Below are 19,302 nucleotides of genomic sequence, written 5' to 3' on the forward strand. Positions count from 1 at the left end.
AGATCACCCTTCGTTCAAGGCGGCTCGCAGGTAGGCGATCAGATCACCGGTCGGAACCTCGTCCCAGGCGGCCTCGGGCACCCCGACGCACAGGGCGTCATATCGTTGCCCGACCGACTCATGCGCCAGAACCTGACGGCTCGTTCCCTCCAGCGGGTCCACACGCAGGCGCACGGCACCGTGCGTGATCGTCGGGAACGTGTTCCGCAGGACATCATCTGCGGAGAGCCGGCGCAGCAGGCCTCGGGATCGGTCGAAGGCGTGATCGTCCGGTTTGTCCGGCAGGCGCCGCCCCCTTTTCGGCCGGTGGCGTCGGCGTACTGGTGGGTGCGGACGATGGTGGAGTCGGTCTGGACGAGCCAGTCGATGGGGCCGACCGCGTCCGCACGGGACTGGATTTGTGCAGAGCCTGGGCGAACACGCCCGTCTGGGTGTAGTGGTGGAAGCGGGTGTAGACGGTCTTCCACGGCCCGTAACGTTTCGGCCGGTCACGCCAGGAGATCCCGGTCCGGATCTTGTAGACCATCCCGTTGACGACCTGTTGGTCCGACACGCGCGGCCGCCCAGTAGCGGCCCGCGGTATCAGCGGAGCGAGTAACTCCCAATCCTGGCCAGTGAGTTCATGGTGGCGTATCACTCCACCGTGATCCACCACTTGATGATCTTTGAAGACGGACCCTGGGGGCGGCCACCGTACGGCCAGGTCTTCGTGGACGGCGGCCGGGGGTGGGCCAGACGGTCACCGATCGCCCGGAGCCGCTCGTACTGCTGCGACGCGAAGGGCACGGAGTACGCCTTGGTGGCGCGCAGGGACAGTCGGAACCCCAGATCGGCGTCCCCTTGGTGGGATGACGTGCCTCAAGGCGGGAGCGAGGCCGGGTACGGCGATGGCCCGGTCCAGAGCGGGGACTGCTTCCTCGGTCTCGGTTGGCGCAATCTCGCGCAGCTCCGTCTGTCACCGTGGGGCGAACCTCGTCAAAAGCGGTTGCTTCGTAGGGGTCCAGTTGTCGTGCCTGTTATGGGTACACGTGCGAGAGGCGGCGCAGCCAGGCCCGAACGTCCCCTTCTGCTTCGGCGGGGCCCGCAGCACCGTCGTACGGCAGCCAGCCAGACGGTGCGCAGTACAGGCTCCGGCAGCGGAGAGCTACGAGCCCCACGTCCCCAAGCACGCCGAACTCGCCGCATGGTCCCAGCCGGTCAACCCCCCAGCCCGACTCGGGCGTTTTGACGAACCACATAAGCGCACTCCCGGCCCGGACGGCGTCGGGAGGCCCCTTCGCGAAGGGGCCTTCCGAGCACTTCAGCGTGTTCCTCGCATCTGGCCGAACCATGAGGGATCGTCCATCTCGCCCTCGTCCTCATGCCACTGCGGAGGTGCGGAGACGACGAAGCTCCTCATGCCGTCGCCCAGGGCGAACAGGCGGCCCGGTAGGACCTCCACCCCGTAGTCGAGGCCGACCTTCGCGCATTCCTCGGCGCCGGCCCGGCGGATGACCAAGCCTTCGTAGCCGGAGCGGAGGACCATGAGGTCGACGTTGGCGAAGTGGACGTCGATGCGGGTCTCCGGCGGTCTGTCCCTGCTACTGCGGAGGAGGAGCCTTTGATGGCCTACGGTGTACTGCCAGACCTTGAAGTATCTGTCCGACCGGAATAGCTCGGGACCGGTGGGCTCCGGCGTCACTTCAGCTCCCACTGTTCAGCACATCCCAATCGGGTTCGGGGATGTTCACGACTTTGCCCTCTTTGCTGTAGAACGTGATGTTGCGCCACTCGAAATTTTCCAACTGGGTCTGAAGTCCGATCTGGCCCATTTCCCATTGGGTGGCTGCCCAGTCGCCCGAGCGCCAGGCCTTGTACGCGCGCGCATACTGCTCGGCTGGGGTGTCCCCGTCGAAGCCCTTGAGGCTGACCGCCACCTTGCCGTTGTTGCGCAGGACATTCGAGACCTCGGTCATCCACAGGGCGATCGGTTTTCCGTTGCTCCGGCCGATCACCTCCGCGTAGGCGTCACCGTTGAAGGTGTATCCCCCCTGGATCTCCTTGGCCAGGGCCTCCGAGTGTTCGCCGATGCCGAGCACCATGGTTCCGGTCGGGCAACCGCTCGTGTTGTGGACCAGAACCGGCGTCGTCCCGGCCAGCACATAGTAGGTGTGCAGGCTGTCGACCGTGAGGTTGTATGCGGAGTGCAGCCGGTGGAAGAGGTGGACACGGACCACAGTCACGGCATTGCCGCTGCTGGTGCGCAGCGTCTGGCCGGGCTTGAGGTTCGTCACCTGCTAATCATTGACGATCAGCTTCCGGCGGTCGGCCCGGGCGATGGGGGCGTCGTACGGATCGGACCGCCGGGGCGGTCGTCCCTCCGGCCCTTGGCGGGCGGCCCCCGAAGCCCTCCTCACGCGGGCCGTGCCGGGGCTGCGTGAGTCCCCTCGAAGGGGTCAGTCCAGGAGTGCGGTCGCCTCGACCTCGACGAGGACGTCCGGTTCGAAGAGGTACTCGACGCCGATGAGGGAGGCCGGGGGCAGGGGAAGCCGGAGGCCGATCTCCTCGGCGACGGCCTCCACGCCGGCCATGAGGTCGCCGATCTTCTCCGGGCTCCACCGGGTCACGTAGAACGTCAAGCGCAGCACGTCCACGAACGACGCGCCCGTGCTCGCCAGTCCGACGGCGGTGTTGCGCAGTGCCTGGGCGACCTGCCCGGCCAGATCACCGGGTGCCACCGGAGTCCCGTCGGCCTGGCGCGCGACCTGGCCGCTGACGTGGATGTGCTTCGTCCCGGTGCCCACGGCGACATGGTGGTAGGGGACCGGCTGCAGCATGCCTTCTGGCGTGAAGTGCTGAACAGTCATGGGTTTCTCTCCTCCCAAATAGGTATCGGTAAGCTACCTAGTGGAAGAAGGACACTTCAACGAGATCAGGTTTCACCATGGATACCGACGACGAACTCCGCATCGACACCCCGCACCGCGAACTGCTCGACCAGATCCTCGACAAATGGTCGCTCAGCGTCCTCAACGAGCTCTGCGAACGCCCGTGCCGCTTCAACGAACTGCGCCGGGCCATCCCCCAGGTCACGCAGAAGTCGCTGACCGCGACACTGCGGCGGCTCGAACGGAACGGTGTGATCGAGCGCGAGGTCGTCTCCATCCGCCCCGTGGCGGTCCGGTATCGGATCACGCCCCTCGGCAAGACCCTCCGGCATCCCGTTGACGTGCTGCTGGCGTGGGCCTCGCAGAACATGCCCGCCGTCGAACGCGCACGCGAAGGATTCGAAACGCGGGAAGAAAGGGAGGCCGGCTTCTGACCTTCCCAGGGCTGAGCGTCGCAGGCCGCATGCCGCGCTCCAGGCGACCGGGTCTACGACCTTTCAGAACCGCCACGGTGACATCCCCCGTGCTCACGAGCGACCCGATGCGGCACTTCACCTGACGCCGGGACCAACGGCACCGTCCTGGCCCGCCGTTCCTGATCAGCACCGGCCGTCACCACGGCGCGGAGAGCCTGGAGGAGAGCCGGGTGCCGCCGGCTCTGGACTTCGCCGGCGACGTGGTGGACGTCGTCACGCAGCCGCTCAGGATCTCCTTCGACACCTGCGGGAAGCGCCGCTCCCATACCCCTGACCACCTGACGGTGACCCGCCGCGGTGTCTGGCTGATCGACGTGCGCCCCGAGCCTTTGATCAAGGTGGCGGACCGGGAGTCGTTCGCTGCGGCCGCCGAGGTCGCCTGCGGCTGGCGCGACACGGTGGCCGCCTGCTGGCGCGAGCACGCCTTCGCAGGGCTGGAAGCGATGGCGTCGCGGTGTCGGCTGAGGTCCGATCCTCTGGGGCTTCGGCCGGTGCTGCTCGCCGAGGCGGCGAGCGGGCGGAGGTTCGGCGAGCTCGCGGCGGCGACGGGCTGCGAGCTGGTCGCCGGGCCCAGTTGCTGCTCCTGCTGTGGTCCCGGCAGCTGGGGCATCGACCCGACCGGCCCGCTCCAGGACCGCTCGCTCGTGATGCCCGCCAGGGAGTCGGGCCGGTGTGGGACCTATCCCCCGGCGCAGGGCTGGTGCTGGACGGGACGGAGTGGACGGTCGAGCGGCACAGACCGCATCTGGACCGGGCGCAGTTGGTGCAGAATGACGGCACTCGCGAGTGGATGGCCTTCAGGTTCCTGGCCAGCCATCCGCAGTGCCGGGCCCCGCCGCTTCGACGCAGCCACCGGTCGTCCGCGCCGCCGACCAGCCCGGACCGGCGGCGGGCGTTTGCCCACCGGATCAGCGTCCCGTGGCCGACCGAGCCTAGCCCCAGTGGCTTCGTCCACGAGCTTGGAAACTCGTGAACAAGCGGGCTCGCAGGGCTCCTTCGGCCTCTTCCACTTCGCCGGCGATCCCTGCATCGTCTCCACCGAGGGCTACGGCAGCGGTCATCCGACCGCGAACCCGGACACCGTCGAGGACTGCTCGCTCCGTAGATCGCCGAAGGCACCCACGTAGCCGTCCGTGACTCCAAGGCCCCCGCCGGGCCGGTCCTCACCTTCCGGCCCGCCGTCTTCACCGAGTTCGTGGCCTGGGCCTCACTCCCGGCCTGACGTCACCGCCGCCAGTACGGCCGCCGCCACCGCCGCGATCAGCAGGGGCGTGCCCAGGTCGCGGTGGATGACCAGCCAGGCGCCGACGGTGGCGCCAAGGAGCATGGCGAGCACCGAGGCGGTGCGGCGCGGGGAGCGGTGGCCGGCGCCGCCGCCCGCGCGGGAGTCGGCGGCGAGGCCGGTCAGCGTCATCGTGAGGACGGTGGTCGTCAGATCCGGCACGCCCAGCTTGCGGACCGTCGCGTTGCGCAGGCCCATCGCGAACGCGGTCAGGGCGATCAGGGCGTACGTCGTCCCGGTCGCGCCCGGCGCGGCGAAGGCGACCACCGCCGAGATCCCGACCAGCACCGCCTCGCAGGCGAGTGTCACCCGCGCCCAGGTGCGGCGCGAGCCCTCCCCGCAGCGCACCGCGACCCGGCCGCCGACCACCGCGCCCACCAGGAAGCACGCCAGCGAGGTCGCCGTGTGCGGGAGGGAGAAGCCGGGCGCGCCGGCGGCGGCGAAACCGAGGACGACCACGTTCCCCGTCATGTTCGCGGTGAAGACGTGCCCGAGCCCCAGATAGCTCACCGCGTCGATGATCCCGCTGACCACCGTCAGCCCCAGCAGCACCGCCACCAGGCGCAGTCCGCGCGCCTCGCGGTCCTCGGGCCGTACCTCTCCCGCTGTCATGGAACCTCCGGTCACCTGGACGGGCAGGGTGTTCCCAAGTGCACCACGGAGGCGGGGGAGTCTCGGATGTCCGCGCGCCCCGCGTGTCCGTAGCGTCGGGGCATGACGAAGAACCCGCACAACTCGCGGAAGAACACCAACAGTTGGCGTGCGCGGCGGGCAGTGGCCGCGACCGCCGCCCTGCTGCTCGCCGCCCTCGCCGCCGCGCCCACCGCCTCGGCCGCCACAGCGACCAGGACGGATGTCACTCCTTCCGCGTCGGCCACGGCGGGCCGGAGCGGCCGGGGTGGTCTCCTGGACGTCACGCCCGTCGCCGCGCACAGCCGGGGCGAGGTCGTCCGGTATCTCGCCGCCCTGCCGATGGCCACCGATCCGGTGCGGTACGGCGTGCGGGCGTACCGGCTGACGTACCGCACCGTCGATCCGTACGGCCGTCCCACCACCGCCACCGGGCTGCTCACCCTGCCCGACGGCGGCGGGCGGCGGATCGGGCTGGTGTCGGACGCGCACGGGACCATGGTGGACCGGGACTACGCGCCGTCCGTGGCGGAGGACGGGCGGGCGGCGTCGTACCTGTTCGCGTCCGCCGGGCACGCCGTCGCCGCGCCCGACTACCTGGGGCTCGGGCGGGGGCCCGGACTCCATCCGTACATGGACACGCGTTCGGCGGTGACCGCCTCGGTGGACATGCTGCGGGCCGCGCGGACGGCGGCGGCCGGGCTGGGGCGGACCCTCACCGGGGACGTGTACCTGAGCGGCTTCTCGCAGGGCGGGCAGGTCGCCATGGCGCTCGGCAAGGCGCTGGGTGAGGGCGCCGGCCGGGACTTCCGGGTGCGGGCGCTCGCACCGGTGAGCGGGCCCTACGACCTGGCCGGCCAGGAGATCCCGGCGCTCACCGACGGCCGGGTCAACGACACCAGCGGGGTGTTCTACCTCGCGTACTTCCTCGTCGCGCAGAACCGGCTGCACCCCATCTACCGGGACCCGGCCGAGGTGTTCCGGGCGCCGTACGCGAGCCGGGTCGAAGCCCTCTTCGACGGGCGGCACGAGGAGGGGGACGTGATCGCGCGGCTCCCGGGCAGCGTGCGCGCGCTGCTGACGGACGGCTTCGCCCGGCAGCTCGCCCACCCCACGGGAGGCTTCCTCGACGCGCTGCGCGCCAACGACGGCGCCTGCGACGGGAAGCCGGCCGCGCCGGTCAGGCTGTACGCCGGGAACGCCGACACGGACGTGCCCATCGGCAACGCCCGCAGTTGCGCCCGCGCCCTGGCCGCGCACGGGGTGACGGCACCCGTCATGAATCAGGGGGACGTCGACCACAACGGGTCGGCGTTCGCCTCGCTGCCGAAGATCGCGCGCTGGTTCAACGCGCTGGAAGCGGGCCGGACGCGGACGCGCTGAGGGCGGATGCGGATGCGGATGCGGATGCGGGTGCGGATGCGGATGCGGGCACGGCGAAGGCGGCGGCCCGGGGATCGGGGGCCGCCGCCTCCACGAGTGCCGTGAGGTGGCTCAGACCGGGGTCGCCGGCGCCAGGCTCTGTGCGGTGGCCGCTCAGTACCAGCCGTTGGCCTGCCAGAAGTTCCAGGCGGCGGCGGGGCTGCCGTAGCGGGAGTTCATGTAGTCCAGACCCCACTTGATCTGCGTCTTGGGGTTGGTCTTCCAGTCGGCGCCGGCCGAGGACATCTTGGAGGCCGGCAGCGCCTGGACCAGGCCGTAGGCGCCGGACGAGGAGTTGGTGGCGTGGATGTTCCAGCCGCTCTCGTGCTCGACGATACGGCTGAAGGCGTTGTACTGGGCGGCGTCCGGGATCATCTGGTGCGCGACCGTCTGCGCGTCGGCGGCCGGAGCGGCGGTGGCCGCGTGGGCGGGAGCCGAGGTGAGGGCCATGCCGACGGTGGCGGCGGCCACGGCGGCGGTGGAGAGGGCCTTCTTCGGGCTGGCGATGCGGCGGATGAAGGAGACGGACACGGAGAACCTCTTTGATCGGGGACAGGGGTCGCCGGCAGCCGGAGCCCGCTGACGCGGGGGAGGAGCTGCCTGGTGCCGCGACCCGTGGGGACCGTCGGCTCCTGGCGACGTCCACCAGAGAAGCAGCCGGGAAAACCGTCCGCAAACACCCCTTTTACTAGTGCTCGTCGCATCACGGGCGGGGCGTTCCTGTGTGAGCGGCGTCTCAACGCGCAGGTCGGCACGGGTAAAGCCGCGTGCATGCCACGCGTGTACGGCTACGGCCCCGCTTCGTAGGTGACCTGGGTCATGTGGGGCGCCTCACCGGTACGGTCACCGGGCGGTCCGCGGCGCTCACCGAGGGTTCACCGCGCGGGCGCGTCGAAGGTGACCGGCGTCTCGAAGGCGGCCCGCCGGGTGGCCCGGCGCAGCGCCCGCAGCACCGCCGGGCCGACGAGCAGGGTCAGGACGACGGTGACGACCGCCCGGCCCAGGTCCCAGCCGAGCGAGGTGGCCGTGCAGTAGGCGAGGAAACGGGCCAGGTTGGCGGTGACGGCGGCGTGCGGGTCGAAGGCGATGGAGGAGGCGAGGGTGCCCATGAAGGGCCAGCCCGCCAGGTTCATGACCGTGCCGTAGGCGAACGCGGCGAGGAAGCCGTAGGCCGCCAGCATCAGCAGTTCCAGGCGGCCGCGCAGGCGGTCCGGGCCCGGCAGCAGGCCCGCGCCCATCGTGAACCAGCCCATCGCCAGCATCTGGAACGGCATCCACGGGCCCACCCCGCCGGTGAGCAGCGCGGAGGCGAACATCGTCACCGAGCCGAGCACGTACCCGAAGCCCGGCCCCAGCACGCGTCCGCTCAGCACCATCAGGAAGAACATGGGCTCCAGGCCCGCCGTCCCCGCGCCGATCGGACGCAGCGCGGCGCCCGTCGCCGCCAGCACGCCCAGCATCGCGACCGCCTTCGGGCCGAGCCCCGACTCGGAGATGGTCGCGGCGACCACGGCGACGAGGAGCACCAGCAGGCCCGCGAAGAGCCAGGGCGCGTCCTGCGCGTGCGCGCTGAGCTGCGAGGCGGGCGGGGCCAGGAACGGCCAGGTGAACGCGGCCACCCCGACCGCGCCGGCCAGCACCAGCGCGGCCACGGAACGGGGGCCGAAGCGGATGGCACGGGCTTGGGGGCGGTGGGCGGCGAAGGCCGTGGGGGTGGCCGCGGCGGCGCCGGGGCGGTCCGTCATGCCAGGGCCTCGCGGACCTGGGCGACGGTGAGCCATCGCTGCGGGGCGAGGATCTTGGCGACCTGCGGGGCGTAGGAGGGGGAGGAGACGACCACCTCGGCCATCGGGCCGTCCGCGATCACCTCGCCCTCGGCGAGCAGCACCACCCGGTGGGCGAGTTCCGCGGCCAGCTCCACGTCATGGGTGGCCAGCACGATCGCGTGCCCCTCGGCGGCCAGCGCGCGCAGTACCCCGACCAGCCGGGCCTTCGCCCCGTAGTCCAGGCCGCGGGTCGGCTCGTCCAGGAGCAGCAGCGGGGGGCGGGCCGCCAGGACCACGGCGAGCGCGAGCGCCAGGCGCTGGCCCTCGGACAGGTCCCGGGGGTGGGCGGCGTCGGCGACGCCGGGCAGCAGCTCGGTGACCAGGGCGCGGCAGGTGCCGGGCGGGGCCTGCGCGTCCCGGTCGGCCGCCGCGCACTCGGCGGCGACCGTGTCGGCGTACAGCAGATCGCGCGGCTCCTGCGGGACCAGGCCGACGCGGCGCACCAGCTCCCGGGGCGGGGTGCGGTGCGGTACGGCCCCGCCGACGCGGACCTGCCCGGAGCGGGGCTCCACCAGGCCGACCAGCGAACCGAGCAGCGTGGACTTGCCGGCGCCGTTGCGGCCCATGAGCGCGATCGTCTCGCCGGGGAGCACGGTCAGGCTTACGTGCCGCAGCGCCTGCACACCGTCCCGGCGTACGGCGAGGGAGCGGACGTCGGCGACCGGTTCGGCGGGAACGGTCGCGGGGGTGGTGCCGGTTTCGCGGCGGAGGCGGAGGCGGGGGCGGAGGCGGGGGCCGAAACGGGGGCGGGGCGCGGGGAGCGCGGGTGCCGGTGGGGTCGCGGGTGGCGCCGGGGCGGTGGGCGCCGGTGCGCGGTCGGCCAGGCGGGCGCGGAGGCCGGCCGCGCGGCGGCGGGCGTCGCGCACGGTCAGCGGGAGCGGGGACCAGCCCGCCAGACGGCCCAGGTCCACCACCGGCGGGGCCACCGGCGAGACGGCCATGACCTCCGCCGGAGCGCCCAGCACCGGGGCGGCGCCCGGGGCGGGCAGCAGGACGACCCGGTCGGCGTACTGCACGACCCGCTCCAGGCGGTGCTCGGCCATCAGGACCGTCGTGCCGAGGTCGTGCACGAGCCGCTGGAGGACGGCGAGGACCTCCTCGGCGGCGGCCGGGTCCAGGGCCGAGGTCGGCTCGTCCAGGACGAGGACCTCGGGATGCGGGGTGAGGACCGAACCGATCGCGACCCGCTGCCGCTGCCCGCCGGAGAGCGTGGCGATGGACCGGTCCCGCAGCGCGGCCAGGCCCAGCAGGTCCAGCGTCTCCTCCACCCGGCGCCGCATGACGTCCGGGGCGAGGCCCAGCGACTCCATGCCGTAGGCGAGTTCGTCCTCCACCGTGTCCGTGACGAAGTGCGCGAGCGGGTCCTGCCCGACCGTGCCGACGACGTCCGCCAGCTCACGCGGCTTGTGCACCCGGGTGTCGCGGCCCGCCACGGTGACCCGGCCGCGCAGCGTGCCGCCGGTGAAGTGCGGCACCAGGCCGCTGACCGCGCCGAGCACGGTCGACTTGCCGACCCCGGACGGCCCGGCCAGCAGGGCGAGTTCGCCCTCCGGGACCTCGAAGTCGACCCCGGCGACGGCGGGCCCGGCCGCCCCCTCGTACGTCACGGAGACATCCTCGAAGCGGATCACGACGGCTCCTTGCGGGCGGCGGGGCGGGCGGCGGGGAGTGCTGCGGGGCGGGCTGCGGGCGCGGCGAAGGCCGGGACCAGGCCGAGGAGGACGGCCGCGGCGGGCCACAGCGGCAGGGCGGGGGCGACCAGCGGGAGGACCCCCGGGTGCAGGGCGTCCGGGTCGCGGGCGGCGGCCAGGGCCAGCAGGGCCGCGACCGCCACGCCCGACCCGGCCACCAGCCAGGACCGCGGGTTCCAGGTGTCGGGACGGTAGCGGGTGCGCACCGAGCGCCGGCCGCCCAGCCACAGCCCGGCCAGCGCCGCGGCCACCCCGGCGAGCAGCACCGGCAGACCGTAGCCGCCGCCCTCCGCGGTGAGCAGCCCGTACGTTCCCGCGCACACGCCGAGCAGGCCGCCCAGGGTGAGCGCGGCGGTGGTGCGGCGCACGGCGGGCGCGACCTCGGCGGTACGGCCGTAGCCGCGGGCGTCCATCGCGGCGGCCAGCGCCACCGAACGCTCCAACGCGCCCTCCAGGACCGGCAGTCCCACGTGCAGCAGGCCGCGCACCCCGCGGTCGGGGCGGCCGCGCAGCCGGCGCGCGGCGCGCAGGCGGCGGCCGTCGGCGACCAGATGCGGGGCGAAGGTGAGCGCGACGACGACGGCCACGCCCGTCTCGTACAGCGCGCCGGGCAGCGACTTGAGCAGCCGGGCGGGTGCGGCCAGCGCGTTCGCGGCGCCGACGCAGACCAGCAGCGTGGCCAGTTTCAGCCCGTCGTACAGGGCGAACAGCAGCGCCTCCGCGGTGACCCGGCCGCCCAGCCGGATGCCCTGCGCCCAGTGCGGCAGCGGCACTTCGGGGAGCGTGGCGAGGACGTGCGTGCCGGGGATGGGCGAGCCGAGGGCGACGGCGAAGAACAGCCGGATGACGAGGACCGCCAGGGCCAGCCGCACGAAGGCGGTGTACGAGCGGGCCGAGGGCGTGTTCGGACGGCAGGTCACGACGACGTAGCCGGAGACCGTCAGGAGCAGGGCGAGCAGGACCGGGTTGGTGGTGCGGGTGGCACCGGTGCCCAGCGCCAGCGCCCACAGCCACCACGCGCCCGCGTGCACACCGGGCGCGGTGCCGCGCGGGGGCGTGTCACGGGGGCCCGTGCGGCGTGGTGGCGTGTCTCGGGAGTCCGTAGGGCGCGGGGCCGTGCCACGGGAGTCCGTACGGCGCGGGGCCGTGCCACCGGAGTCCGTACGGCGCGGGGCCGCGTCACGGTGACCCGTGCCGTACGGACCCGCCGCGCCGCGCGGCGCCTCACGCATTCCTGCGCCGCCGCGCCTGCCAGAGTGCCGCACCGGCCAGGACGACCACCACACCGCCGCCCGCGAGCAGCCCCACCGAGGGGCCGCCGTCCTTGTCTCCGCCGTCGCCCTTGTCCGGGGCGCTGCTCGCCGGGCTGCTGCCGCCCTTGCCCGTGGCGACCTGCTCGCCGCAGCCCTTGCGGGGGTAGCCGGAGATCGCGCAGAGCAGCGCGTTGGTGTCGTAGCGCAGGGGCTTGGCGACGGCGGCCAGGGCCTCGGCGGCGGTGGCGTCGGCGGGCACCCGCGCGCAGGCCGAGCGCGGGGCGGGCGGGGTCTCGCCGGACGGGGCGTCGGCCGGGGTGCCGAAGTCCAGCACCAGGGCGACGCGCTTGTCGCCGCCGCGCACCGGCGTGGAGCCGCAGATGGCGGCGAACTCCGCCGCCCCGCGCGGTTTCGCGGCATCCTGCGAGTCCTGGCTCACCGCGAACCGGAACCCCTCGACGGCGCCGTCGGCGGGCTTGGCCGTGGACGGCCCCTGGGTGGCGTACGTCCACGTGCCGCCGTCCCGGTCCCAGAAGGACCAGTAGCGGTAACCGGCCGCCTGCGCGGGCCCGGCGCCCGCCACCAGCGCGCACACCACGGCCAGGAGCAGCGCGGACAGGGTGCGCGGGGCGTGCGGGGCGTGCGGGGCGCGCAGGACGCGGGGAGCGTGCGGGGTGCGCGAGACGTGCGCGGCGTGCGTGCGGCGTGTCACGGCCGCTGTCCCGCGCCCCGGCCGCGGCGGGCGGCCACCAGGACCAGCGCGCCGACGACCACGACCAGGAGGACACCGCCGACCACCCACCAGACCGTGTGGCGGGAGCCGCTGTCCTTCACCGCGGCCGCGACGCCCTGGTCCGTGGCCGACGACTGCGGCGCGGGCCCGGTGGCGTTGAGCGCCTTGACCAGATCGAGGCCGCCGAAGTCGTGCGGGTCGGTGCCGGTGGCGCGGGCGGCGAAGATCAGCTGGGCGTAGGCGGCCGGGCCGCTCTGCCGGGCCCAGGACTCGGCGTGCCCCTCCAGCCACTGGAGCGGCTCGCGGGCCTGCCCGGCGCCGCCCTGCGCGGCCAGCGCGACGACCGTGTCGGCGGTGTTGCCGAAGTCGGGCTGGCTGGTGGAGCCGGGCAGCACCGAGGTGAGGAAGCCGTTCTTGGCGACGGCGTGCGCCAGGTAGGAGGCGCCGTTGGCGGCGGCCCGCGCCGGCGTCGCCGTACCGGAGTCGGAGCAGGCCGCCGCGCCGCCGCCGTGGGCGGGCGGCGTGGCCGCCAGACCCTGGCCGAGCGCGGCGACGACACCGGCGGCCGTCGCGTCCGCGTTGGCGGCCAGCTTTCCCTGCCGGTCGGGCTGGAAGGCGAACGCGCCCTGGCCCGCGCCGTCCCCCGCGCACGGCAGCGCGAACGCCAGCAGCGCGTCGTAGGGCGACTTGCCGTCCTTGCGGACGTCGGCGGGGTGCTGCCCGGCGGCGGCGAGGGCGCCCACCACGACCGCGGTGGAGTTGGTGTCGCTGGGCCCGCCGGGTGTGTAGCCCCAGCCGCCGTCCTTGTTCTGCACGGACTTCAGCCAGGCCACCGCCTTGCCGGTGGCCGCGTCGTGACCGCCGAGCGCGGCCAGCGCCTGGACGGCGGCCCCCGTGCTGTTGGTGTCGACCGTGACCTTGGCGTCGCAGGCGGCGGCCGGATCGGCGCGGAAGGGCGCGAACGCGCCGTCCGCGCACTGCTGCCCGGTCAGCCAGTCCACGGCCCGCGCGGCGGGCCGTACCCCGGTGGTGTGCTGGGCGAGCAGCGCGAGGGACTGCCGCCACACGCCGTCGTACTTCGGGTCGGCGCCGCCGTAGAGCCCGGCGGGCAGCTTCGGCGCGCCCGAGGGGGCGGGCGGGGCGGCGACGGCGGTGGCCGGGACACCGATCACGGCGACGGCGGCGACGGCGGCCAGGGCCGCGGCGCTGCGGCGTATGTTCATGATCGGCGGGTGCCTCTCCCTGCGGGGAGCCCAACTGCGCGGGACACCCCGGCGGCTCGGCTCCGTGTACCTCGACGGTGCCGTACGGCGGCGGAGCGCCGGCGTACGCGAGCCGGTCACGCACCGGGGAGGTCCCGCCCGCCGCACCTTGGAGTGGGCTGCGGTGCCCCGGGGAGGCGTGAAACGACCGGGCCACTCTACCCAGCCCGGGGAACGGGACGGCCGCCGAGGGGGCGTGCGGACATGCGGCGACGGCGGCCCCGACCTACGAGAACCGCCGCCCCGGCGTGCGAGAACCTACGAGACGGGTTCCCTTCGCCGGTATGGTCCGGATCAGGTGATGGGGGTCGCCGTCCAGCCCTGTGCCAGCGGCTCTCCGGCCTCTCAGCCCTACCGTCGACGTCGGCCCCGGCGGATGCCTCGGCATCACGCGGAAGTCGGCTACTCCGGTCGGACTCCCTCACTCGCCTCGTAGGCACTTATCAGTGTAGAACCCCCGACGCCGGACGCAAGGCCCTTGAACCCCCCAAATCCCTCAAATCCCTTGATCCGTCAGGTCGATCAGCCGGCACGCCGTCTCGATGTCGGTGCGGACCTGGGCGATGGAGGCCCGGCCGGAGAGCCAGGTGATCAGGGTCGAGTGCCAGGTGTGCTCGATGACGCGGACCGCGGAGAGCTGCTCGGCGGTCGGGGCGGTGCCCAGGGCCATCGCGTCCAGGATGATCGCCGTGGTCTGCCGGGAGACCTGATCGACCTCGGGGCTCACGCTGCGGTCCGCGAAGGTCAGCGCGCGCACCATCGCCTCGGCCAGGCCCGGTTCGCGCTGGAGGCCGTGGAAGGCGCGCATCAGCGTCTCCGCCACCCGCTCCGCCGCGCTCCGCCCGGTCGGCGGCCTGCGGTGCAGTGTGCCGTGCATCTGCTCCAGCTGGTCCTGCATGGTGGCGACCAGCAGATGCACCTTGGACGGGAAGTACCGGTAGAGCGTGCCCAGCGCGACCTGCGAGGACTCCGCGACCTCCCGCATCTGCACCGCGTCGAAACCGCCCCGGCAGGCCAGGTGCGCACTGGCACGCAGGATGCGGCGGCGGCGCGCCTGCTGCCGCTCGGTGAGCGGCGGGGCGGCCGGGCGAGGCGGATGCGCGTGCACAGGCATGGTCCCGCTCCGTGAGAGTCGGTGCGCCGAGGCCGCGCGAGCCGTGGCGCGAATCACCTGATCCACTGCTCACAGCGCGGCTACCTGCCGGTAGATTCGGAGCCTTCTGAACGATCAAGTCTGAAACTTGTTCTAGATTAGCGTCCCGGCGTAATCTCGCGCGCAAATGCTGTCAGAAGGGGGCCCGGAGTGACCGCTGAGGCCAGTCAGGCGGGGTCCCCGGCGGACCTCGCGGCGGACGGCGGGCGCCCGCTCAGGATCGCCCTCCTCACCTACAAGGGGAACCCGTTCTGCGGCGGCCAGGGCGTCTACGTACGCCACCTCTCGCGCGAACTGGCCCGCCTCGGCCACCACGTCGAGGTGATCGGCGCCCAGCCCTACCCCGTGCTCGACGCCCTCGACGGCGACGCCGGGGACCGGCTGCGCCTGACCGAGCTGCCCAGCCTCGACCTGTACCGCCAGCCCGATCCCTTCCGCACCCCCGGGCGTGGCGAGTACCGCGACTGGATCGACGCGCTGGAGGTCGCCACCATGTGGACCGGCGGCTTCCCCGAGCCGCTGACCTTCTCGCTGCGCGCCCGCCGCCTGCTGCGCGCCCGGCGTGGCGAGTTCGACGTCGTGCACGACAACCAGACCCTCGGCTACGGCCTGCTCGGCGACGTCGGCGCGCCCCTGGTGACCACCGTCCACCACCCCATCACCGTGGACCGGCAACTGGAGCTGGACGCCGCCGGGAGCCGGCAGCGGCGGTGGTCGGTGCGGCGCTGGTACGCCTTCACCCGCATGCAGAAGCGGGTCGCGCGCCGGCTGCCGTCCGTGCTCACCGTCTCCGGCACCTCCCGGCAGGAGATCGTCGACCACCTCGGGGTGCGCCCCGACCGCGTCCACGTCGTGCACATCGGCGCCGACACCGACCTGTTCTCGCCCGACCCGTCGGTGGCGCGGGTGCCGGGCCGGATCGTGACCACCTCCAGCGCGGACGTGCCGCTCAAGGGCCTGGTCTTCCTCGTCGAGGCGCTGGCCAAGGTGCGCGCCGAACACCCGGGCGCGCATCTCGTCGTGGTCGGCAAGCGGCCCACCGAGGGGCCCGTCGCCCAGGCCGTCGAACGGTACGGCCTCGAAGGCGCGGTCGAGTTCGTCAAGGGCATCTCCGACGCCGAACTGGTCGATCTGGTCCGCTCGGCCGAGATCGCCTGCGTGCCCTCGCTGTACGAGGGTTTCTCGCTGCCGGCCGCCGAGGCGATGGCCACCGGCACCCCGCTGGTCGCCACCACCGGCGGCGCGATCCCCGAGGTCGCCGGGAGGGACGGGGAGACCTGCCTGGCGGTGCCGCCCGGCGACGCGGGGGCGCTGGCCGCCGCGCTGAACCGGCTGCTGGCCGACCCGGACCTGCGGACGCGGCTGGGCGCCGCCGGACGCGAACGGGTCCTGCGCCACTTCACCTGGGCACGCGCGGCCCAGGGCACGGTGGCCCGCTACCGCGAGGCCATCGCCACCGCCCTGGCGAGCACTCCGGCCGGGAGCGCGCAGGCGACGCATGCCGGGCAGGGCGCCGCTGCGCAGGTTGCGCCCGTCATGCAGGGCTTGCCTGCCGCGCAGGCCGCCGCCCCGCAGTCCGCGCTCGCCGGGCGGCCCGCGCCCGCCACGCAGGCGACGCCCGCCATGCAGGGCGGCGCGTCGGCCAAGCCCGCCGCCCCGCAGTCCGCTCCTGCCGGGCAGTCCGTGCCCGCCGGGCAGGCCGCCCCCGTTGCGCAGACGGCGCCCGCCGCGCCCGCCGCCGCGCAGTCCGCGCCCACCGGACAGGCCGCGCCCACCGTGCAGATTGCCGCCACCAAGCAGGCCGCCGTCACGCAGTCCGCGCCCACCGCGCAGGCGGCGCCCGCCGCGCCCGCCGCCGCGCAGTCCGCGCCCAGCGGACAGTCCGTGCCCGCCGTGCAGGTTGCCGCCACCAAGCAGGCCGCCGCCGCGCAGTCCGCGCCCACCGGGCAGTCCGTGCCCGCCGGGCAGGCCGCCCCCGTTCCGCAGACGGCGCCCGCCGCGCCCGCCGCCACGCAGTCCGCGCCCAGCGGACAGTCCGCGCCCGCCGTGCAGGTTGCCCCCACCAAGCAGGCCGCCGCCGCGCAGTCCGCGCCCGCCGGACAGGCCGCGCCCACCGGACAGGCCGTGCCCGCCGGGCAGGCCGCCCCCGTTGCGCAGGCGGCGCCCGCCAAGCCCGCCGCCACGCAGTCCGCGCCCAGCGGACAGACCGCGCCCACCGTGCAGATTGCCGCCACCAAGCAGGCCGCCGCCACGCAGTCCGCGCCCACCGGACAGGCCGCGCCCGCCGCGCAAGCCGCCGCCGCGCAGGCCGCCGCCCCCGCCGCGCCCCGCCCGTCCGGCCGCGGCCCGGCCGCGGAAGTGACCCCGACGGAAGCGCCCTCGGCGGGAGCCCCTTCGGCGGGATCGCCCCCGGCGGCAGCCCCCTCGGCGGGCTCTCTCCCCGTGGCCTCGGCAGAAGCAGCAGCCCCAACAGACTCAGCAGCCTCGGCAGAATCAGCCTCAGCGGAATACGAAAGCAGGGCCACGTGCTGACCGTCGACTTCTCCCGGTTCCCGCTCGCCCCGGGCGACCGCGTCCTGGACCTCGGCTGCGGTGCCGGACGGCACGCGTTCGAGTGCTACCGGCGCGGCGCGCGGGTCGTGGCCCTGGACCAGAGCGCCGAGGAGATACGCGAGGTCGCCAAGTGGTTCGCGGCCATGAAGGAGGCCGGTGAGGCCCCCGAGGGCGCCACCGCCACCGCCATGGAGGGCGACGCCCTCGCGCTGCCCTTCCCCGACGAGTCCTTCGACGTGGTCATCATCTCCGAGGTGATGGAGCACATCCCCGACGACAAGGGCGTCCTCGCCGAGATGGTCCGGGTGCTCAGGCCGGGCGGCCGGATCGCGATCACCGTGCCCCGCTACGGCCCCGAGAAGGTCTGCTGGACCCTCTCCGACGCCTACCACGAGGTCGAGGGCGGCCACATCCGCATCTACAAGGCGGACGAACTCCTCGGCAAGATCCGCGAGGCCGGCCTCAAGCCGTACGGCACCCACCACGCGCACGCCCTGCACTCGCCGTACTGGTGGCTGAAGTGCGCCTTCGGCGTCGACAACGACCAGGCGCTGCCGGTGCGGGCGTACCACAAGCTGCTGGTCTGGGACATCATGAAGAAGCCGCTGGCCACCCGGGTCGCCGAGCAGGCGCTGAACCCGGTGATCGGCAAGAGCTTCGTGGCGTACGCGACCAAGCCGCACCTGCCGCCGGTGGACGCCGCGTGACCACTCCCCGGACGGAGCACCTCGTCCTGCCCGGGGTGCTCACCGCCGAGCAGGCCGCCGCGACCGTGCACGGCATCCTCGCCGCCCAGCGCGCGGACGGGGCCATCCCGTGGTTCCGGGGCCACCACCTCGACCCCTGGGACCACACCGAGGCCGCGATGGCCCTGGACGCGGCCGGCGAGCACGAGGCCGCCGAGCGGGCGTACGCCTGGCTGGCCCGGCACCAGCTCCCGGACGGCTCCTGGTACGCGGCCTACGCGGACGGCGCCCACGACGACGTCACCGACCGGGGCCGCGAGACCAACTTCGTCGCGTACGTCGCCGTAGGGGTGTGGCACCACTACCTCTCCACCGGCGACGACACCTTCCTGGACCGGATGTGGCCCGTCGTCTACGCGGCGGTCGAGTTCGTGCTGCGGCTCCAGCGGTCCGGCGGGCAGATCGGCTGGAAGCGCGAGGACGACGGGACGGCCACCGCGGACGCCCTGCTCACCGGGTCCTCCTCGGTGCACCACGCGCTGTGCTGCGCGCTCGCCATCGCCGAGCAGCGCGAGGAGGCGCAGCCCGACTGGGAGCTGGCGGCCGGCGCGCTGCGGCACGCCATCCGCCGCCACCCCGAGCGGTTCCTCGACAAGGACCGCTACTCCATGGACTGGTACTACCCGGTGCTGGGCGGCGCGCTGACCGGGACCGAGGCCAAGGCGCGCATAGCCCGGGACTGGGACCGCTTCGTGGTGCCCGGACTCGGCGTGCGCTGCGTGGTGCCCAACCCGTGGGTGACCGGCGGCGAGTCGGCCGAACTCGCCCTGACCCTGTGGGCGGTGGGCGAGTCCGACCGCGCGCTCGACGTCCTCCAGTCCATCCAGCACCTGCGCGATCCCGCGACCGGCCTGTACTGGACGGGCTACGTCTTCGAGGACGCGGCCATATGGCCCCGCGAGCTGACCACCTGGACCGCCGGGTCCCTGCTCCTGGCCGTCGCCGCGCTCGGCGGCCACGAGGCCACCTGCACGGTCTTCGCGGGCGACCGGCTGCCCAGGGGCCTGGACCCGGACTGCTGCGGCTGACGGCGGCCCGGTGAGGGCCGCGTCGTCAGCCGCGGTGCAGGCGGTTGGCGATGGCGTGGCCGATGAACAGGTAGACCACGGCGGCCAGACCGTAACCGGCGACCACCCGGGCCCACGCCCGGTCGAAGGTGAACAGGTCGCGCGACCAGCCGGCCAGCCAGTCGGCCGATTCGTGGACGAGGCGCACCAGGTCGTTGCCCCGGTTCGCGTCCAGCAGATACATGAGGATCCACAGTCCGAGGATGACGGCCATGATGTCGGCGACCACCGCGATGACCGTACCGGCGGAGTTGGGGCCCGAGCGATATCTAGGGGACATGCAGTGCGTCTGGCCGCCGCGCCACGGCTGAAACCTGCCGCGCGCACACCGGGTGAGAAGG

General features: G+C 73.8%; 22 protein-coding genes and 1 pseudogene. 7 read left to right on the forward strand and 16 right to left on the reverse strand.

Annotated features, from left to right (window positions below; genetic code table 11):
- Positions 1-3: 3 nt before the first annotated feature.
- The 6 genes from ABZ858_RS00975 to ABZ858_RS01000 all read right to left on the reverse strand — a co-directional run bounded on the left by ABZ858_RS00975 (position 4) and on the right by ABZ858_RS01000 (position 2,846).
- Positions 4-174, reverse strand: a complete 171-nt coding sequence (locus ABZ858_RS00975; RefSeq protein ID WP_361370626.1) for a hypothetical protein — start codon at positions 172-174, stop codon at positions 4-6.
- A 40-nt stretch (positions 175-214) separates the two neighbouring features.
- Positions 215-655: a transposase gene (locus ABZ858_RS00980; protein ID WP_361370629.1), complete on the reverse strand. Its 441-nt coding sequence runs from the start codon at positions 653-655 to the stop codon at positions 215-217.
- Positions 634-786 (reverse strand): hypothetical protein, encoded by a 153-nt coding sequence (locus ABZ858_RS00985; RefSeq protein WP_361370632.1) that lies wholly within the window; start codon positions 784-786, stop codon positions 634-636. Before ABZ858_RS00985 ends, ABZ858_RS00980 begins: the two co-directional genes overlap by 22 nt.
- Before the next feature lie 514 nt (positions 787-1,300).
- Positions 1,301-1,525: a hypothetical protein gene (locus ABZ858_RS00990; RefSeq protein WP_361370634.1), complete on the reverse strand. Its 225-nt coding sequence runs from the start codon at positions 1,523-1,525 to the stop codon at positions 1,301-1,303.
- Positions 1,526-1,682: 157 nt separating this feature from the next.
- Entirely contained in the window at positions 1,683-2,273 is a 591-nt protein-coding gene (locus tag ABZ858_RS00995; protein ID WP_361370637.1) for a polymorphic toxin-type HINT domain-containing protein, read from the reverse strand.
- 162 nt (positions 2,274-2,435) lie between these two features.
- Complete coding sequence (locus ABZ858_RS01000; protein WP_361370640.1) at positions 2,436-2,846, reverse strand: Rid family hydrolase; 411 nt, start codon at positions 2,844-2,846, stop codon at positions 2,436-2,438.
- 77 nt (positions 2,847-2,923) lie between these two features.
- Between ABZ858_RS01000 and ABZ858_RS01005 the strand changes: the two genes are divergently transcribed.
- Positions 2,924-3,301 (forward strand): helix-turn-helix domain-containing protein, encoded by a 378-nt coding sequence (locus ABZ858_RS01005; protein ID WP_361370643.1) that lies wholly within the window; start codon positions 2,924-2,926, stop codon positions 3,299-3,301.
- A gap of 178 nt (positions 3,302-3,479) precedes the next feature.
- On the opposite strand, the gene ABZ858_RS01010 is transcribed toward ABZ858_RS01005, so the two are convergent.
- The gene (locus ABZ858_RS01010) at positions 3,480-3,953 is read right to left on the reverse strand and encodes a hypothetical protein (RefSeq protein ID WP_361371982.1); all 474 of its coding nucleotides are present in this window, start codon (positions 3,951-3,953) and stop codon (positions 3,480-3,482) included.
- A gap of 367 nt (positions 3,954-4,320) precedes the next feature.
- Between ABZ858_RS01010 and ABZ858_RS01015 the strand changes: the two are divergent.
- Both ABZ858_RS01015 and ABZ858_RS01020 read left to right on the forward strand, forming a co-directional pair.
- Positions 4,321-4,446, forward strand: a pseudogene (locus ABZ858_RS01015) (XRE family transcriptional regulator); the annotation flags it as partial.
- A 2-nt stretch (positions 4,447-4,448) separates the two neighbouring features.
- A complete protein-coding gene (locus ABZ858_RS01020) occupies positions 4,449-4,565 on the forward strand; it encodes a DUF397 domain-containing protein (RefSeq protein ID WP_361371902.1) in 117 nt (38 codons plus the stop codon).
- Here ABZ858_RS01020 and ABZ858_RS01025 read toward each other — a convergent pair.
- Positions 4,551-5,237, reverse strand: coding sequence for a YoaK family protein (locus tag ABZ858_RS01025; RefSeq protein ID WP_361370646.1), 687 nt, complete (start codon positions 5,235-5,237; stop codon positions 4,551-4,553). The two genes, ABZ858_RS01020 and ABZ858_RS01025, sit on opposite strands and share 15 nt — an antisense overlap.
- A 102-nt stretch (positions 5,238-5,339) precedes the next feature.
- Between ABZ858_RS01025 and ABZ858_RS01030 the strand changes: the two genes are divergently transcribed.
- The gene (locus ABZ858_RS01030; RefSeq protein WP_361370649.1) at positions 5,340-6,638 is read left to right on the forward strand and encodes an alpha/beta hydrolase; all 1,299 of its coding nucleotides are present in this window, start codon (positions 5,340-5,342) and stop codon (positions 6,636-6,638) included.
- Positions 6,639-6,791: 153 nt separating this feature from the next.
- Here ABZ858_RS01030 and ABZ858_RS01035 read toward each other — a convergent pair whose 3' ends face one another.
- The 7 genes from ABZ858_RS01035 to ABZ858_RS01065 all read right to left on the reverse strand — a co-directional run bounded on the left by ABZ858_RS01035 (position 6,792) and on the right by ABZ858_RS01065 (position 14,556).
- Positions 6,792-7,208, reverse strand: a complete 417-nt coding sequence (locus ABZ858_RS01035; RefSeq protein ID WP_361370651.1) for a transglycosylase SLT domain-containing protein — start codon at positions 7,206-7,208, stop codon at positions 6,792-6,794.
- Between the two features lie 344 nt (positions 7,209-7,552).
- The gene (locus ABZ858_RS01040; RefSeq protein WP_361370654.1) at positions 7,553-8,422 is read right to left on the reverse strand and encodes an ECF transporter S component; all 870 of its coding nucleotides are present in this window, start codon (positions 8,420-8,422) and stop codon (positions 7,553-7,555) included.
- Positions 8,419-10,134, reverse strand: a complete 1,716-nt coding sequence (locus ABZ858_RS01045) for an ATP-binding cassette domain-containing protein (protein ID WP_361370657.1) — start codon at positions 10,132-10,134, stop codon at positions 8,419-8,421. The genes ABZ858_RS01040 and ABZ858_RS01045 overlap by 4 nt, the downstream gene beginning before the upstream one ends.
- A complete protein-coding gene (locus tag ABZ858_RS01050) occupies positions 10,131-11,426 on the reverse strand; it encodes an energy-coupling factor transporter transmembrane protein EcfT (RefSeq protein ID WP_361370660.1) in 1,296 nt (431 codons plus the stop codon). The genes ABZ858_RS01045 and ABZ858_RS01050 overlap by 4 nt, the downstream gene beginning before the upstream one ends.
- A complete protein-coding gene (locus ABZ858_RS01055; protein ID WP_361371905.1) occupies positions 11,419-12,066 on the reverse strand; it encodes an SCO2322 family protein in 648 nt (215 codons plus the stop codon). Before ABZ858_RS01055 ends, ABZ858_RS01050 begins: the two co-directional genes overlap by 8 nt.
- Positions 12,067-12,155: 89 nt before the next feature.
- The gene (locus tag ABZ858_RS01060) at positions 12,156-13,403 is read right to left on the reverse strand and encodes a prenyltransferase/squalene oxidase repeat-containing protein (RefSeq protein WP_361370662.1); all 1,248 of its coding nucleotides are present in this window, start codon (positions 13,401-13,403) and stop codon (positions 12,156-12,158) included.
- A 535-nt stretch (positions 13,404-13,938) separates the two neighbouring features.
- Positions 13,939-14,556: a TetR family transcriptional regulator gene (locus tag ABZ858_RS01065; RefSeq protein ID WP_361370665.1), complete on the reverse strand. Its 618-nt coding sequence runs from the start codon at positions 14,554-14,556 to the stop codon at positions 13,939-13,941.
- Between the two features lie 189 nt (positions 14,557-14,745).
- On the opposite strand from ABZ858_RS01065, the gene ABZ858_RS01070 reads away from it, so the two are divergent.
- Genes ABZ858_RS01070 through ABZ858_RS01080 form a run of 3 tightly spaced genes read left to right on the forward strand, consistent with a single transcriptional unit; the run spans position 14,746 to position 18,922 of the window.
- The gene (locus tag ABZ858_RS01070; RefSeq protein ID WP_361370668.1) at positions 14,746-17,127 is read left to right on the forward strand and encodes a glycosyltransferase family 4 protein; all 2,382 of its coding nucleotides are present in this window, start codon (positions 14,746-14,748) and stop codon (positions 17,125-17,127) included.
- Positions 17,121-17,855, forward strand: a complete 735-nt coding sequence (locus tag ABZ858_RS01075; protein WP_361370671.1) for a class I SAM-dependent methyltransferase — start codon at positions 17,121-17,123, stop codon at positions 17,853-17,855. The genes ABZ858_RS01070 and ABZ858_RS01075 overlap by 7 nt, the downstream gene beginning before the upstream one ends.
- Positions 17,852-18,922, forward strand: coding sequence for a prenyltransferase/squalene oxidase repeat-containing protein (locus ABZ858_RS01080; protein ID WP_361370674.1), 1,071 nt, complete (start codon positions 17,852-17,854; stop codon positions 18,920-18,922). The genes ABZ858_RS01075 and ABZ858_RS01080 overlap by 4 nt, the downstream gene beginning before the upstream one ends.
- A 25-nt stretch (positions 18,923-18,947) precedes the next feature.
- Here ABZ858_RS01080 and ABZ858_RS01085 read toward each other — a convergent pair whose 3' ends face one another.
- Entirely contained in the window at positions 18,948-19,241 is a 294-nt protein-coding gene (locus ABZ858_RS01085) for a hypothetical protein (RefSeq protein ID WP_361370677.1), read from the reverse strand.
- Positions 19,242-19,302 lie beyond the last annotated feature (61 nt).

The organism is Streptomyces sp. NPDC047017 (assembly GCF_040644175.1).
GTDB lineage: Bacteria > Actinomycetota > Actinomycetes > Streptomycetales > Streptomycetaceae > Streptomyces.